Origin of the sequence: Paenibacillus rhizophilus (assembly GCF_003854965.1) — a bacterium.
GTDB lineage: Bacteria > Bacillota > Bacilli > Paenibacillales > Paenibacillaceae > Paenibacillus_AQ > Paenibacillus_AQ rhizophilus.
The window spans coordinates 98,374-114,662 of record NZ_RQPI01000011.1 but is presented as its reverse complement, the minus strand read 5'-3'; the positions used below and the strand labels follow the sequence as shown (position 1 = coordinate 114,662).

At 54.4% G+C, this 16,289-nt stretch carries 15 protein-coding genes; 4 read left to right on the top strand and 11 right to left on the bottom strand.

The window, feature by feature from the left end:
• Positions 1-87 precede the first annotated feature (87 nt).
• Both EH198_RS17555 and EH198_RS17550 read right to left on the bottom strand, forming a co-directional pair.
• Positions 88-2,442, bottom strand: a complete 2,355-nt coding sequence (locus EH198_RS17555; RefSeq protein ID WP_124696820.1) for a YhgE/Pip domain-containing protein — start codon at positions 2,440-2,442, stop codon at positions 88-90.
• Between the two features lie 178 nt (positions 2,443-2,620).
• Complete coding sequence (locus EH198_RS17550) at positions 2,621-3,205, bottom strand: TetR/AcrR family transcriptional regulator (RefSeq protein ID WP_124696880.1); 585 nt, start codon at positions 3,203-3,205, stop codon at positions 2,621-2,623.
• Between the two features lie 280 nt (positions 3,206-3,485).
• Between EH198_RS17550 and EH198_RS17545 the strand changes: the two genes are divergently transcribed.
• Positions 3,486-4,673 (top strand): MGDG synthase family glycosyltransferase, encoded by a 1,188-nt coding sequence (locus EH198_RS17545; protein WP_124696819.1) that lies wholly within the window; start codon positions 3,486-3,488, stop codon positions 4,671-4,673.
• Between the two features lie 157 nt (positions 4,674-4,830).
• On the opposite strand, the gene EH198_RS17540 is transcribed toward EH198_RS17545, so the two are convergent.
• From EH198_RS17540 to thpR, 3 genes are all read right to left on the bottom strand, one after another.
• Positions 4,831-5,514, bottom strand: coding sequence for a metal-dependent hydrolase (locus EH198_RS17540; protein WP_124696818.1), 684 nt, complete (start codon positions 5,512-5,514; stop codon positions 4,831-4,833).
• A 56-nt stretch (positions 5,515-5,570) separates the two neighbouring features.
• The gene (locus EH198_RS17535; RefSeq protein WP_246014393.1) at positions 5,571-6,521 is read right to left on the bottom strand and encodes a cell wall hydrolase; all 951 of its coding nucleotides are present in this window, start codon (positions 6,519-6,521) and stop codon (positions 5,571-5,573) included.
• Positions 6,522-6,603: 82 nt separating this feature from the next.
• Positions 6,604-7,203, bottom strand: a complete 600-nt coding sequence (gene thpR / locus EH198_RS17530) for an RNA 2',3'-cyclic phosphodiesterase (protein WP_185702943.1) — start codon at positions 7,201-7,203, stop codon at positions 6,604-6,606.
• 89 nt (positions 7,204-7,292) lie between these two features.
• Between thpR and EH198_RS17525 the strand changes: the two genes are divergently transcribed.
• Positions 7,293-8,249 carry a D-2-hydroxyacid dehydrogenase gene (locus tag EH198_RS17525; RefSeq protein ID WP_124696816.1) on the top strand — a complete coding sequence of 319 codons (957 nt, stop codon included), beginning with the start codon at positions 7,293-7,295 and terminating at the stop codon, positions 8,247-8,249.
• On the opposite strand, the gene EH198_RS17520 is transcribed toward EH198_RS17525, so the two are convergent.
• Both EH198_RS17520 and EH198_RS17515 read right to left on the bottom strand, forming a co-directional pair.
• On the bottom strand, positions 8,246-9,184 hold the full coding sequence (locus EH198_RS17520) for a TRM11 family SAM-dependent methyltransferase (protein ID WP_124696815.1): 939 nt from the start codon (positions 9,182-9,184) through the stop codon (positions 8,246-8,248). The genes EH198_RS17525 and EH198_RS17520 overlap by 4 nt on opposite strands.
• Positions 9,185-9,293: 109 nt before the next feature.
• Entirely contained in the window at positions 9,294-10,709 is a 1,416-nt protein-coding gene (locus EH198_RS17515; RefSeq protein ID WP_124696814.1) for a deoxyguanosinetriphosphate triphosphohydrolase family protein, read from the bottom strand.
• 362 nt (positions 10,710-11,071) lie between these two features.
• On the opposite strand from EH198_RS17515, the gene EH198_RS17510 reads away from it, so the two are divergent.
• Both EH198_RS17510 and EH198_RS17505 read left to right on the top strand, forming a co-directional pair.
• The gene (locus EH198_RS17510; protein ID WP_124696813.1) at positions 11,072-11,275 is read left to right on the top strand and encodes a TOBE domain-containing protein; all 204 of its coding nucleotides are present in this window, start codon (positions 11,072-11,074) and stop codon (positions 11,273-11,275) included.
• Positions 11,276-11,465: 190 nt separating this feature from the next.
• On the top strand, positions 11,466-12,443 hold the full coding sequence (locus EH198_RS17505; RefSeq protein WP_124696812.1) for a helix-turn-helix transcriptional regulator: 978 nt from the start codon (positions 11,466-11,468) through the stop codon (positions 12,441-12,443).
• 132 nt (positions 12,444-12,575) lie between these two features.
• Here EH198_RS17505 and modB read toward each other — a convergent pair whose 3' ends face one another.
• From modB to EH198_RS17485, 4 genes are all read right to left on the bottom strand, one after another.
• Positions 12,576-13,238 (bottom strand): molybdate ABC transporter permease subunit, encoded by a 663-nt coding sequence (gene modB / locus EH198_RS17500; protein WP_124696811.1) that lies wholly within the window; start codon positions 13,236-13,238, stop codon positions 12,576-12,578.
• A 25-nt stretch (positions 13,239-13,263) separates the two neighbouring features.
• The gene (gene modA, locus EH198_RS17495) at positions 13,264-14,040 is read right to left on the bottom strand and encodes a molybdate ABC transporter substrate-binding protein (protein WP_124696810.1); all 777 of its coding nucleotides are present in this window, start codon (positions 14,038-14,040) and stop codon (positions 13,264-13,266) included.
• Between the two features lie 316 nt (positions 14,041-14,356).
• Entirely contained in the window at positions 14,357-15,250 is an 894-nt protein-coding gene (gene nikC / locus EH198_RS17490; protein ID WP_124696809.1) for a nickel transporter permease, read from the bottom strand.
• Between the two features lie 12 nt (positions 15,251-15,262).
• Positions 15,263-16,267 (bottom strand): ABC transporter permease, encoded by a 1,005-nt coding sequence (locus tag EH198_RS17485; protein ID WP_124696808.1) that lies wholly within the window; start codon positions 16,265-16,267, stop codon positions 15,263-15,265.
• Positions 16,268-16,289 lie beyond the last annotated feature (22 nt).

The window sequence follows — 16,289 nt, the reverse complement described above, 5'->3', positions numbered from 1 at the left end:
GAAAGCGTTTTTTTTACCTGTATAAACCAAAAAGCGCCCTAAAAGGGCGCTCCGGTGAAAACCGCTTCCGGCGGTTCCATTATGGCGTTATACAGACAAAACTTGTTCACTATTTAATTCAACTTGTGAATCGCGTCCGCGGGTCATAAAGTACAAAAGTGTCAGAAGAAGGAAGCCGACGCCATAAATAGCCAGCGTACCCGCATCGCTCCACATTCTGCCATAATCGCCTGTAGAGATGACCGATCTGAAGCCCTGCACGCTGTAACTCATCGGAAGCAGCGGATGGATCGACTGCATCCATTTCGGAATGACCTCAAGCGGGAAGGTGCCCGCGCTTGTCGTGAGCTGAAAGATCAGCAGCACAATCGCGACGAATCTGCCGGGCTGATCCAGCCAGGTCACCAGAGCCTGGATGAGCCACATGAACGAGATGCTGACGATAAACGTAAACGCATAGAACCTCGGCACGCTCTGAACCTCGAGTCCAAGCCCGTAGAGGAGGATCGACGCCGCCAACAGGGACTGCAGAAGACTCATAGTGGAGAAAATAAGCGTGCGGCTGGCAAACCGGTTAAACCGGCTTGCCTCCTCAACCGTAGTGGTACGGAGCGAGATGACGATCGTGCAGATCAGCGCTCCGACGAACAGGCCCAGGGACAGGAAATAAGGAGCGAGCCCGGTACCGTAGTTCGGCACTTCGCTCAGCGTTTCCTGATTCAGCTCGACCGGCTCGGCGAACATGCCGACGGTCTCGTCAGTTCTCTTGACGGTGCCCGTCTTATCCGCCGCATCGTCCAGTTTGCCCGCAAGCTCCGCCGATCCGGACTTCAGGTCGGTCGTGCCGTCCTTCAAATCTCCCGCGCCGTCGGCCAATTTCTGAGAGCCTTCGGCCACCGAGCCGATGCCGCCGCCAAGCTTGGCGACTCCGGCCGCAAGCGCCGACGCGCCTGATTCCAGCTTGGCGCCGCCTTCCGCCAGCTTGCTGCCGCCCTGGGCCGCTTCGCCGAGCTTGGCCCCGAACTGCTGCATGCCGGCCGACAACTTGCCGCCGCCAGCTGCAAGCGCCGAAGCGCCTTGAGCGAGCTGCAGCTGCCCCTTGGCCAGCTGCGAGGCGCCGGCGCTCAGCTGCTGCGCTCCGCTGTTCAGCTCGCCCGCACCGGCCGCGAGCCGCTGCGCTCCGTCATGCACCTGCGCGGCGCCCTGCGCCAGCTGCTCCTGGCCGCTGTGCAAATCGCTTGCGCCCTGCGCGAGCTGCGCCTGGTTCTGCTGAAGCTGCGCGCTGCCTTCGGCAACCGCCTTGCTTGCGGCGATCAGCTTCTGCACATCGGCGCTCGACGCGAGCTGCGGATTGGCCGCTGCCAGCTGCTGGAGCCCATCCGAGACGCTCTTGGCCCCGGCGCTCACCTTCGCGCTGCCTTCGGCCGAGGCCTTGAGTCCGTCCGCCAGCTTCGCGCTGCCGTCGACTGAAGAAGCCAGGCCGGCTTGCAGCTTCCCGCTGCCGCCCGCGACGGACTCCGCTCCGCTTTGGAGCTTCGCGCTGCCGGCCGCGACGGATTCCGCTCCGGTCTGAAGCTTCGCCGCGCCTTGGGCCGACTGCTGCAGCCCGCCGCTCAACTGCTTGGCGCCTGCCGCCGACTGCGCTGCGCCAGCCGCAAGCTGCTTATGGCCGGCGGACAGCCGGTTCAGCCCGCCGGCCAGGGAACTGCCGCCCGTTTGTAGCTGGGCGGCCCCGGTCTTGATCGCCGCGACGCCCTGCTTCAGCGGCTGGACGCCGCTGAGCAGCTTGCCCGCGCCATCGTTCAGGACAAGCAGATTATTCTTCAGCTTGGACGCGCCGTCGTCCAGCTTGCCGGCGCCATCGGCGATTTTGGACGCGCCGTTGCTGGCTTCGCCAAGCCCGCTTGAGATATCGGTGATTTTGTCGAAGACGGAATCCGCATACGCCTCCGTAATCTTCGCGGATACTTTGGCTTTTAGCTCCTTGGCCGCCGAACCCGCGATGGTGCTTGCCGTGAAGTTCTCGCCCTGCTTCGGCTCGTAAATGAGCTGTGCAGGCGTCGGATGATCATCCAGCAGCGTCGTCGCATTGGCTGAGAAATTTTCCGGCACAATGATCGCCACATAATACTCGTCTTTCTTAAGTCCCTCCGCCGCCTGCTCGCGGCTGACAAAACTCCAGTCGAAATCTTTGCTTTTCTTAAGCTCCTCCACCAGATCATGCCCGGCATTCAGCCTGGTTCCTTCGTAGTTGGCGCCCTTGTCTTCATTGACGATCGCAATGGGCATCTTATCCAGATTGCCGTACGGGTCCCAGAATGCCTTCAGATACACTCCGCTGTACAGTATCGGAATGAACAGCACGACCAGCAGGGTAATCAGCGTCATCGGCTTCTTGAAGGCCGTGCGCAGGTCTTTGATAAAAACAGATAATGATTTCACTCCGGTCCTCTCCTTATGAAATTTCTTTATATTTTGCTGTATTGCTGTAATAACCACTGACTATTTTCCCCGATTGGTCAACAAAAGGGATAAAAAAAGCCCTCTCGGCTTTTTCAATAGTGAGTCCGGCGAAACCGATGCGGCAGCGAAAAGCGCCCCGGCAGCCTTCCGCCCCCTCTTACGATTGCTTCTGTTCCAGCCCTTCGGCCAGAAACAGCCGGAAATACGATTTGATCTGCTCCTTGTCCAGAGGCTCGCGCAGTTTGTTTAACTCGGAGGTCAGCACGATATACAGCTTCAGCATAACCACCGATACGACCTTGGGATCGCACGGCTTCACTTCTCCCAGCCCGATGGCGTACTCCACCTCCCGTTCTATATAACTGAGGATGACACTCTCAAGCTTGTCGAGGCCTTCCTGCGCCTGCGGCGTGCCGAATTCGCGCTTTTCCTGGGAAAGCTTGATAAACAGCTCATGCTCGCTTCGGAATTCAAGCAGGGCGTCCAGCACCCGCTGCAGGTTATCGAAGAAAGGCTTGTCGCGCCTAATCTCCCGTTCGGCGATATTTTTCATTTCGAGGATAACCGTGTGAAGAATCTCGTCAAACAACTGCTCCTTGTTCGAAAAAAAAGTATAGATGGTGCCCTTGCCGACGTTCGCGATTTTCGCCACCTGATCCATCGTTGTCGCCTTGTACCCGAATAGTGAAAAAGATTTCGCCGCCGCCTTGATCACCTGCTGCCTTCGGTCCACCACTGCCACTCTTTGCACGTCCTTTCCGCCGCTTTGCGAAATGCTGTTCAATCATTCTGACCATTTTACGAATATGGTCATTTAGTCACTGATTAATTTACCACTTTGACCGCCGGATTGCAATACGTTCCCAAATGTTTTATTTTTAATTTTTTGCAGTGTTTTAACTTTCTATTTACGTCTTATTTGTATAATGTGAAAAGAGAACAGAATTTCTGAGCGAATATAGCGTATAGTGGATGTAACAGACTTTGCAATTCTATTGATATGGAAAGTAGCGGGTGACATTATGCGAAAGAAAAGAGTACTGCTGTTTTCGGAAGGCTTTGGCACTGGCCATACAGGGGCAGCCTATGCTCTGGCTGAAGGAATTAAGCGCCTCAATCCGGCAGTCCAGTGCCGGGTCATCGAGCTGGGCAAATTTTTGAACCCGACGGTGGCTCCGTGGATTCTTTCCGCCTACCGCAAGACTGTCAGCAGCCAGCCGAAGCTGGTCGGCATGCTGTACAAGACGCAATATCACAGATCACTGAACCGATTCACCAAATTGGCGCTGCACCGGGTTTTTTATACTCATGCCCGGCAAGTCATCGAGCAGCTTAAGCCCGATCTTATTATATGTACTCACCCTCTTCCCGCCGCCGTCGTTTCCAGGCTGAAGCGTCTGGGGCTGAACGTGCCGCTATACACGCTGATTACCGACTACGACGCGCACGGCAGCTGGGTCAACGCGGAGGTGAACCGCTATCTCGTCTCCACCTCGCGGGTCAAGTCGATCTTGACGGGGCGCGGCATTCCGTCCGACCAGGTAACGGTAACGGGCATCCCCGTCCACCCCAAGTTCTGGGAACGATCGAGCAAAGAGACGCTCCGCCAGGAGCTTGGACTCGCAGATATGCCTACGGTGCTTGTTATGGGCGGCGGCTGGGGCCTGATGTTCGGCGAAGAGATCATGAACGCGCTGACGGCCAAGATGGATCAGATTCAGCTCGTCTTCTGCATGGGCAGCAATGATAAAATGGTGGAAAAAATGCGCAGCGATCCCCGGCTCCGGCATCCGAACGTTACCATTCTCGGATACAGCAGCGACGTCAACAAGCTGATGGAAGCCGCCGATCTGCTGATTACGAAGCCGGGCGGCATGACCTGCACCGAAGCGCTGGCCAAAGGCATTCCGATGCTGTTCTACCAGGCCATTCCCGGGCAGGAAGAGAAAAACTCCCAATACTTCGTCGAACTCGGGCTTGCCGAGGTGCTGGACTCCGAGAGGGTCGTCGATAAGTGGTTCCGGCTCCTGCGGCGCGAGTACGCGGAGCTTGAGGAACAGCGCCGCCTCCGGCTCTCGCCCGACCGCTACCAGCCGCGGGACTGCGCGGTAACGGTGCTGGAAATGCTCGGAAATTCGAAGGATCTGGCCGGGAGCCGGAGCGCCCTCTCTCAGCCGTGCACCGAAGAAGCGGTATATTTGACGCCTTGACCCTCGGGACGAAATTGAAAAAGGATGACCGGGCTTTGCGACGGTCATCCTTTTTTGCCGTTTAAACGGCCCGAGACGCCCTAGCGGGTACATGCCTCAGCCCCCGGCAGGGCAGCGCCCGATAAAAGAAAATCTGCGCGCCGCCCGCGTCTTCTTCCTACACCTCCAGGCTTTCACCGGCTTTGAGCGGATAGCCGTCAATGCCCTCCTGCTTCAGCCGGTCGCAGAACTGCGTTCCGTCTTGCTCGATAGCCGGAAACGTGTTGTAATGCACCGGAATGACCTTGGCGGCCCGCAGCCAGCGCGCAGCCAGCAGCGCATCGTCCGGTCCCATCGTCAGCATATCCCCAATCGGAAGCGCAGCGATGTCGATGGCATTGCGCTCTCCGATCAGCCTCATATCTCCGAACAGCGCGGTATCCCCGGCATGGAACAGCGTCTTGCCTTCAAGGTTCAGCAGAATTCCCGCAGGCTGGCCAAGATAAATCCAGTAGTCGCCCTCCTGTATGGAGGAGGAGTGGAAAGCAGGGGTATATTTTACGGTGAATCCCGAATACGTATGTGCGCCGCCTATATTCAGGTGCTTGACTTTAGCGCCTTTAATCCGGCAGTATTCGGCAAGCTCATACACCGCGAATATCGGGCAATCGTTGTTCTTGGCAATCTCCACCGCATCCCCGAGATGATCGGAGTGACCGTGGGTCAGCAGCACGGCGTCCACTTGGATATCCCCGGGCGCGATTCCCGAATGGGGATTTCCCGACAGGAACGGATCAATGATAATCTTGGCGTCGGCAGCTTCAACCAGCAGCGCGGAATGGCCGTAGTAGGTAACTTTCATGATTTTTCCCCCTCCTCTGTTCATATAGTAAGATTACCCAGTAACAAGAAGATGAACTATCTATAGAAGCTATGATTTCCGATTTTCTTGGAAAAAGTGCGGGAATGGTGCACGGTGAGATCCTGGGCCAGCTTAAGCGAAAGAAAATAATAGGTATCGTCGGTGACCGCCTTGACTCCGGAAAGCGCATCAGCCACCGCCCTGACCGATTCACGGTTCGGCTTGACCCGGTTCAGCCGCCCGTTGGCTACCGGACTGAACTGAAATTTTTGGTAAATCACTTCTTTAATAGTGTTGGGAAAATTGGCTGACCGCAGCCGGTTCAGAACAACGTTGGCGACTGCCACCTTGCCCTTGTACGGTTCGCCTTCCGCCTCTGCCATTACAATTCTCTGCAGCAGAAGCACATCTTCTTCGGATACCGCGTAGCTCCGGGTCGCCTGGTGGCGCTCTTCCCGGCTTAACAGCCTGCTCCGTGAGAAGTAAAGTATTGCGGGGGGATGTTGCTGAGATACGACTGCCTTCTTGACCGCGGATTGACCCGCCGCGGCCCCGGACGCCGCCTTCCACTTCGCTTCGCGGACGCTCTGCGGGATTCTCATTGCGGCGGCTGCGAAGGTCCCGCCTTTTGCCGTTACGGCCGAGGCGGCTTGATCCTTCCGGTTCCATTCTTTCGCGCTCAGCCATTCAGCGGCGAGCGCCGGTTTCCAGGCGGACCGGGGTGCCCGATATACGGCGGACAGCTTGAGCTGGACCTGCCGGACTTTAGCGGCTTCGGGCGCAAGGTCCGATTCCGCCGCCGGCTTGGTCCTGTTAGCCGTTTTCACGGCCATATCGCCGGTCTCCGCCGCAGACGAAAACCGCGGCGACTGCAAGCGGCCCAGATGGACCTTGTCCCGCTCTCCGCTCCGGCTCAGTCCGGGCACAAGCAAAATTATCGCAGAGAAACACACCAGAATAACACCGAACAGCGGCATCATCCAGCGGTTTTGTTTAAATATTGGCATTTTATTCCTCCTAGTTTTACGGCACATTCCTTCTATATGTAACCGAAAATGAGAGGTTTGAACAAGTTTTTTTCTGTTTTTTTTAAAAGTTTATCGTTTCGACAATTTCATACATCGGTTTGTTATGCATCCGCGTTGCAAAAAGAACCCATTGATCAACTCTCCAGGACGCATGCAAAGCCGCCTCTTCCCGTGTGAGCGCATCAAGCTGTCCGGGGTCGAAAGCCCCTTCTCCCCTGTATTTGCGAGCCAGCGTCACATGGGGCTTGTAAGCGCGCTCCTCCGCGCGAAATCCCAGCGGCAGCGTGGCCTCCACAATCCGGCCTTGCAGCTCCCGCAGCTGATCCGTCTCGCCGCCTAATCCCGCCCACAAGACGCGCGGTGCAGCCGTCGCTCCGAAGACGCCCGCTTCACTCAGCGACAAGGTGAACGGCCCGAAGTTCGCGGCGGCCTTCCTCAGCGCCGATACCAGCGCGGGAATGGCACGCGGGTCGGTATCGCCCAGAAACTGGAGCGTAATATGGTAGTCCTCTTCATGGACCCACTTGGCAAAGGAAAGCTCCCTGGACAGCCTGCGGCACATGCCGCCCACGGCTCCGCGAAGTTCGGGGGACAATCTCACCGCTGTGAACAGCCTCTCGGGAGCCAAGTCACTTTTGCCGTCCTTTATTCCATCATTCATGGTCATTTCACCTTTCTTCGCGGTTTTGATATTGTTATAGAATACTTTGTTGCTTGAATATAGAAATTCTTTGTCGGGAGGGAACCATTTTGGCAAAATCGATTGTATGTCTGCAGTCTTTGACGAATGAACAAGAGGAAGCGATCCGCAAGGCCGCTCCCGGCTTTACCTATGTGCACAGCGACGCCAAGCAGCCGGACCTTGACGCTCTTGCCGAGGCGGAGATCGTTATCGGCTGGGCGAAAGGAATCTCCGATTGCCTGCTACGCGAAGGCACGCCGCTCCGCTGGGTTCAAGCCTGGTCTGCCGGCGTCGAGAAGCTGCCGCTTGACCGGCTGGAACAACGGGGAATTGTGCTGACCAACGCCAGCGGCGTACACGCCGAACCCATCTCCCAGGTCATCTTCGGATTTATGCTGATGTTCGTACGCAACCTGCATACGGCCATTCGCAATCAGGACCGCCACATCTGGAATTCGGACGGTACCGAAACCGAACTAACGGGCAAGACGGCAGTCATCGTCGGCACCGGAGAAATCGGAGGCGAAACGGCCCAAATCGCCAAGGCGTTCGGGATGAGAACCGTAGGCGTGCGCCGGATTGACGATCCGCTGCCCGGCTTCGACGCCATGTACACGACCAGCCGATTGAAAGAGGCTGTGACCAGGGGCGATTTTGTAATTAACACACTCCCGCTCACCGATGAGACGCGCTATTTGTTCGATGCCTCCGTGTTCTCCGCATTTAAGGAAGGCTCCTACTATATTAATATTGGCCGTGGAGGCACCACCGATACGGAGGCATTGATCGAAGCGCTGGAGAACGGACCGCTTCGCGGAGCGGGACTGGATGTATTCGAAACGGAACCGCTGCCGGAAGATCATCCCCTGTGGGACATGAAACAGGTTATCATTACTCCTCATGTCGCCGGCTTGACCGATCATTACAGCGACCGCCTCGTCGATATTTTTACCGAAAATATGAAATCTTATTTGGTTTCCGGCGCTCCGTTGAGCAATGTGGTCGACTACCGCCGCCAATATTAACGGCACAGCCACAGCGAACGCTTGAAGGTGCCTTTGGACACCGTGCAGCCGCCCTTTAGTTCAAAACCGGCCGCGGCGATACTCTCCTCTACCGGCTGCGTGGAAATAATGACCGCGCGGCCGGTCAACCGGCGGAGCGCTTCCAGCATCTCTCTTGTGTCCGCCAGCGAAAGAACCGAGCACAGATTATAAGGCATGTCCAGCACGGCCGCGTCATAGCGGCCGGACAGATCTCTCATATCGCCGAGCGTTACGATATGCTCCGGGTAGCCAAAATGGCGAAGATTCCCCCTCGCCCCCCGAACGGCGAGCGGATTTAGATCGCAGCCGGTCATGTCCATACCCATGGACAGACCTTCGATCAGGACGTTCCCCATCCCGCAGCAGGGATCGAGAATCCGCAGACCTTCCGGACGCGGTGCCGCGATGTTGGCGGCCGACCGGGACAGCGCCACGCCAAGCCCCGTCGAATAGTTATGCGGCTTAAGTTTTCGCCGCTGCCAGCTCCTGTCGCTCTCATGGTACTCGCCAAGCATAATGAAGCCCTCATGCATGACCAAACCGAATACGCGGTCCGGCGACCGCATATCGGCCGCGCCGGTCATATGACGACCGACTGTTCTCTCCAGCTCTCTGCGTTCTTCATAAGTTCCGCCCCCTTCCTTCGGACAGAACAGCTTAAAGGTCTCTCCTGCTTCAAACTCGATTCCCCCGGCAAACGCCGCGATGGTCTCCATCGAATCCGAAGCGCATAAAATGTCGATTCTGCCCGAAATAAACGGACTTCGGCCAGGGTCGATCTTTTCCCGGGCAATAATTAGCCCCGGGGACAGAACATCTCCCTGCAATAAAACATCCAGCTCCAGTGAACACAGCCCGCTCTCGTTCTCATGACTGCGGTACATATACAAATAAGGCGTCCGCTTGTAATCCATCCGGTACCTGTCCCGCCTTTCCCGTTCATTCCCTTAATATGCATAAAAAACGCCCTCTCTGTCTTTCGCAGAGCCAGGCGTCAAAAGCAAATCAATTGTGAGCATCTCTTTAATCCAGGTCGTAGATCGAGCCGACTTTAAGCCCGAACAGCTCGTTATAAATTTTCTCGGCAAAAGCATCCGTCATTCCGGCAATATAGTCGATCACCATATGCTCCCAGGTCCAGATCGGTCTGGGGCGGCGCTGGTCCTTTTCAAAACGCTGCAGCCAATCGGTCGGGATAATCGCCTTCGATGTATCGGGGTCGACAAAAGCGCCCCACAGCTTCCGTACAATCCACTCGCTGCGCTTCTGCAGCCGCTGTACGCGCAGGTCTCGGATCATCGTCACCCAGGCAAAACTTTTCAGGACGCTTACCGTACGCAGCAGGTCTTCATCTTCTTTTCCTTCCTTAATAAAGGTAACCTTCTTCCAATCACCGTCCGAAATGACGCCGAGGCTGCCGACAAAAGTGCTGACCCAGTAGGCTTTGACTTCACGGCGGGTCCTGGAATAATCATTTTCGCAGGTCGGCATTTTCTCCTTCCAGATGCGCAGGAACGAATTCAGCACCTCTTCCACCTTGGGCCGTATCGCTTCCTCCGTCCATCCGTGCCAGAAGGAATCCTCAAGCGTCATGATTTTTTCGACAATCAGCCTTAAAATATACGGATCATGCATGAAAAACTCATGAACTTCGATCTTCCCGGCCTTAATGCCGTCCTCAAGGTCATGGGCGGAATAAGCGATATCGTCGCATAAATCCATCAGCTGGGCTTCAAGGGTCTTCTTGCCTTCCGGAATGCCCCATTCCGAGCGGATATGCGAAATATAATTCCATTCATGAAGGTACATTCCTTTTTTAAGCGCCGTTCCCGGAAAAGGATACTTGTTGATTCCGAGCAGTACGGCATCCGACAGATTAAGTCCGTCGATATTTTCGCGCTTTTCCAGAAACATGATAAGCCGGAAATTGTGCGCGTTGCCTTCAAAATGCTCATATTTGGTTCTCATTTTGTTATAGATTTCGAGTTTGCGGACCGGGTCCGCCGCCGCTCCTGTCACCAGCGCCTTCTGCGTCGTCTTCTCCTCAATCATACGGTCCAGTATGCTGTCGAGCACTTCTTCCCCTTTATGACCGAACGGCGGATGACCGAAGTCATGGGCAATCGCCGCACATTCGACCACCTCCGGATCAATGACCAGTCCCGGATTTTCGGCTTGTCCCGTCTCCACTTCCGGATAAGAACGCAGCAGACTTTTCGCCGCTTCCCGGGCAATTTGCGCTACTTCAAGCGAATGGGTCAAACGCGTCCGGTAATAATCACCGGTGCCTGCGCCGAATACTTGGGATTTCCCTTGAAGCCTGCGGAAGGTAGGCGAATGGATCAGCCGGGAATAATCGCGTTCGTAAACGGCCCGCGACGTCTCCTGCCGGGTGATCTCCGGATATTGGCGGTGTTCTCTTTGTTCAACTAGTGTCATATCCCCCACCCCTTTTTATGGCGATCTGTCTTTAATACTTCATTATAGTTCATTTTCGGTAAAAGTTTCACTAATCCCGCTTATATTTTTGCCGGTTGGAGGCCAGAAAAACCCCAATGCCGTTATCCGGTCTTTTGCGCTCTTATTCAGGAAAATTTCCGCTTTTTTCCGCTAAAGTGATATGATTTCTCAAAATATATCATCCATACTCAGAATACCTTGTTTTTCCAAGTGTTATGTAGTATAATTTTGTTATATCAAGTTTGTTTTGGTTATGTTTTGATATAATCATTGATAATTAGACATCAAGAATTACTTTCTATATATCTCTTTATTTTCCCAAATTGAGAGGAGAATGCATAATGAAACTTAGCGCTAGAAACCAATTGGAAGGCCGCGTAACGTTGGTAAAATCAGGTCCTATCAATGCAGAGGTTGTTATTGATGCCGGCGGACAAACGATTACTTCCATTATCTCTCTGGATGCTCTTGAAGAACTCGGAATCAAAGAAGGCTCTACCGTTACAGCCCTTTTCAAGGCTTCTTCCGTTTTGTTGATGGCCTAAGGCGGCTGTCCGCTTTTAGACAATCAGACGCCAAAGAACCGGATGTACATCTCCTTTGATGTGCGTCCGGTTCTTTTCTATTCTCGCCCCGTAGTAATTGCGTCCGGGTAAAAAATAAGGTAGTCTTGTGTTAATGCACTCACAGTGCGACGGCTGCCGGCGCAGCCTACTTTTTAGGAGGCTTTATTTTATGTCCGACAATACATCCTATACAACCGAAGAGGTTGCCCAGATGCTTAAAATATCGAAACTTAAGGTCTATGACCTTATTAAAAAAGGCGAACTTTCTTCTTATCGGGTCGGCAAACAAATGCGTGTGGACGCCTCGGATCTTGAAATGTACAAGCAGCAGTCCAGAGGAATCGGACGCCAGGCTTCCATGCTCGCTTCGGCGCAGGCGCCGATTCAGAGCGCGCCCCCTGCCCATAACCTCGCTCTTCCGGGCGGATTCCGTTCATCCGCGCGTGATATCGTCATTACCGGTCAGGATATCAGTCTTGATATTATTGCACAGCATTTGGAAAAGTTCTCTCCCTCACTGCGCCCGCTGCGTTCATACGCGGGAAGCCTTGACAGTCTGATTTCCATGTACCGCGGGGAATCGGATATCGTTAGCACCCATCTGCTTGACGGCGATTCGGGTGAATATAATATTCCTTATATCCGCAAGCTTCTCGTAGGTTCCAGCTTCCTTGTCGTCCGCTTGTTGGGAAGAGCAGCCGGTCTGTATGTAAAGAAGGGCAATCCCAAGGGACTTCATGCCTGGAAAGACTTGGGACAGCCTGGTCTGCGGCTCGTTAACCGGGAAAGAGGATCGGGCGCGCGGGTGCTGCTGGATGAACAATTGCGCCTGAACGGCGTGAACGGTGCGAACATCGACGGTTATTCAACCGAAGAAATCAGCCACTTGACGGTTGCCGGCAAGATTGCCCGCGGCGAAGCCGATGTCGGCGTCGGAAATGAAAAAGCCGCCCGTATGGTCGAAGGCGTGGATTTTATTCCGCTAATCCAGGAAAAGTACGATCTGGTTATGCTGAAACGTCCGGAGAACCGGGAGTGGATCTCGGCGGTGCTCGAAATATGCCGCTCCAAAGCGCTGCACAATGAGCTTGGCTCGCTGTACGGATATGATTTATCCGAAACCGGGAACATCATTTACGAAACGTAAGCCCTTACGGCTGGACAGCGCCAGCCTTCCTTGATCTTCGAACGTTTTCTCCTCTTAATGACAAACCCTCCTTTATCCGCAAGCCGCTAATGCTGCCGATTAAGGAGGGTTTACTTGTGTTTCCGTCCCCTTTCAGGAATACCGGTTGACAAACATCAGCATGATTGCCGAGATGCCGATAATGGAAATGACCCACAGCCAGGCAAGCGTCATGTCCCCTCCGTCCACGGCCACATAAATGGCTGTCGGAATCGTCTGGGTACGATTAGGAATATTGCCGGCCACCATAATGGTTGCTCCGAACTCGCCGAGTCCGCGGGCGAAGCCGAGAACATAGCCTGCCGCGAGCGTTCGGATCGCGAGTGGAAACGTAACATACCGGAGCACTTGAAGCTCTCCAGCTCCCTGCGCGCGCGCCGCGTCTTCAAGGTCGCGGTCGACGCCCTCAAAACCGGCCTTCAGCGTGCGGTAAACGAGCGGAAAAGCGACAACGACGGACGCAATCACCGCGGCGCCCCAGGTAAACAGTATCGTTCCCCCGGTCATCTGTTCATACCATTCACCGAGCCAGCTTCTTCTTCCCAGAACGACCAGCAGCACAAAACCTACAACGGTAGGCGGAAGAACCAGCGGCAGCAAAATCACGGTTTCGATCAGGCTGTGCCCCGGAAATTTCCGGTTCGCCATCGCTTTGGCGATGGCCGCCGCCAGGATAAATACAATCAAGCTGGTAATTACCGCAATTTTAATCGATAGCCACACAGGGGCCATAAAGTCGGTCCAATTGATGTCCATGTACTCAACCCGCAGTCTTCAATTATTAATAGAGCGAAAATCCGTAAGATTTAAATACACTGGTTGCTGCGCTTGTTTGAAGATAAGCATAGAAAGCTTCTGCTTCAGCCTTATGTTCTGTACTCTTCACGATGCCGAGCGGATAGTTGATCGGTTTATGGGCGAAAGAGGCCACCGTAAGGGCGATTTTAACTTTGCTGGAGGTCAAAGCATCGGTTTTGTAGACAAAGCCCGCATCCACATTGCCTGTTTCAACATAAGAGAGCACGGCGCGCACGTCTTTGCCGAAGACCAGTTTGCTTTGCAGCGTGTCCCAAATTTGTTTGAAAGTCAGCGATTGCTGCGCATATTGTCCGGCCGGTACGGATTCCGGCTGGCCTACGGCCACCTTCTTGAACGAGGAGCCCGTAAGCTGCGAGATCGTGGTAAGCTTCGCCTTCGAGCTGGCAGGAACCACAACTACCAGTTGGTTCTTCAGCAACCCCTTGTTCTTGGAGATGAGCCCTCCGTCAACAAGAGCCTTCATTTGCTTATCGCCTGCCGAGAAGAAGAGGTCTGCCGGAGCGCCTTGCTCGATTTGCTTTTGCAGCGTGCCGGATGCCGCATAGTTAAAGACCAGATCGATATTCGGATGAGATTTTTCGTATTGAACGGCGATTTTATCCAGACTATCCTGAAGACTCGCCGCGGCGGATACGATAATTTGTGTCTTGCTTGCGGCTTCAACCTTACCTGTAACTGCCGTAGGCAAGGCAGCAAATATTGCCACCGCCATTACTAACATTGCAAGCTTCTTTAACATTCTCCCATTCCTCCATTGTATGTATTCATATGATTTAGGAGCTATTCTAACACACATTTCGATAATCGACTATATGTTTTGTTATAATATATATGTTTTTGTTAAGTTTGAAAATAATTCATTATTAAATGTCGAATGATGCGAGATAAGCTAACGCTTACACCTTGCAGCTCTCCTTCCTCCCGCACGTCCCTTCCTCCACTTGCAGAGAGCGCAGTTAATCCTTCTGATCTCCCAAAAAAATACCCTCCAGACCCCGGCGGCTTCGCTTAAAGCTGCACGTCGGATCTGAAGGGTATGGAAAAACAAGAATACGTTAATTTTTCATCCGGGGATCGAGCACATCGCGCAAACCGTCACCCATCAGATTGAAGCCTAGCACGGTCAGCATGATGGACAGACCCGGAAAGACGACCGTCCAGGGCGCCTTCTGGATAAACTGGCGGGAATCCGACAGCATTTTGCCCCATTCGGGTTCCGGAGGCTGGGCGCCGAGCCCGAGAAAGCCGAGCGCGGCCGCTTCGATAATCGCGGTGGCGATGCCGAGCGTCCCCTGCACGATAATCGGCGTCAGGCTGTTCGGCAGAATGTGCGTGAGCAGAATGCGGGTGTTCTTCATACCGATTGCCCGCGCCGCCGTAATATACTCCTCTGACTTCAGGCTGAGCACCTTCGCGCGCACAAGCCGCCCGTAAGTCGGAATGTTGACGATGGCGATGGCGTAAAGGGCGTTCTGCAGCGACGGCCCGAGAATGGCCACGATGGCGATCGCCAGCAGAATGCTCGGAAACGCCAGCAGGATATCGAACAGACGCGAAATGAGCATATCGATCCATCTGCCATAATAGCCGGCAAGCACGCCGAGCAGTGTGCCTACGATAATGGAGCCGATGACGGAGAAAAAGCCCACCCAAAGCGAAATGCGCGCGCCGTAGAGGATACGGGTGAACATATCTCTGCCGAGGTCGTCCGTTCCGAACCAGTGAGCGGCGGACGGAGCCTTCAGCCGGTCCATCAGCACCTGTTCCTTGTAATCATACGGGGCGATGAACGGCGCCAGCAGCGCGATCAAGATGAAGAATACGATAATGCCGAGCCCGAGCATCGCCGTTTTATTTCTGCGGAATGCCTTCCATGCGTCGCGCCAAGGGCCGGAGACCTTTTCGGCAGAAGCGGCTTCCGAATTTACGTTTAATGATGCCTGTGACAAAAGGTTCCCTCCTTACTTGTATTGAATGCGCTGATCGATGGCGGCATACAGCAAATCCACAAGCAGATTGATGATAACGAAAATGAAAGCGATGATGAGAATTCCGGACTGAATGACCGGATAATCGCGCGAACTGATCGCTTCAAATATATACCGTCCCACGCCCGGCCAGGCGAAGATCGTCTCTGTCAGTACCGCGCCGCCGAGCAGAGCTCCCGTCTGCAGACCGACGACGGTCAGCACGGGAATCAGCGAATTTTTCAGGGCGTGCTTGTACACGACGAGGAACTGTGACAGCCCCTTGGCTTTGGCCGTGCGGATATAGTCGGAATTCATGACCTCCAGCATACTGGAGCGTGTCATCCGGGCGATAATCGCCATCGGAATCGTTCCGAGCGCGATGCTCGGGAGAATCAAATGCTTGATGACGGTCCAGAGCTGATCCCAGCGTCCCGCCAAAATGCTGTCGATTACATATAGATTGGTGATGCTCTCCACCGGGTCCCGCTGATTCATCCTTCCGATCGAGGGTAGCCAGTGAAGCTTCAACGCAAAAACAAGTTGTTCCATGAGGCCAAGCCAGAATATCGGCATGGACACCCCAATCAGCGCGATAATCATCGCGGTATAGTCAAACCATGAGTTCTGTTTCCAGGCGCTCAAAATGCCGGCATTTACGCCGACAAAAGTGGCGAACAGCATAGCAGCCGCTGTAAGCTCCAGCGTTGCCGCCAGATAAGGTACGATTTCTTTGGCAATGGGCGTCTTGGTGCGGATTGAGGTCCCCAAATCGCCTTTCAACAGATCGCCCATATAATCGACGTATTGATTGATCCAGGGCTTGTCGAGACCGAGTTGTTCCCGCAGCGCCTGTTTGGACTGCTCTGTCGCCTTCTGGCCCAGAATCGTCTCCGCCGGATCTCCCGGGATGGCATGTATGATGGAAAATACGATAATCGTCATGCCGATCAAGACGGGAATCAGCACCATGACACGTTTTAATAAGTAGGAACTCAAGAACGGATCACCTTCCTTACAC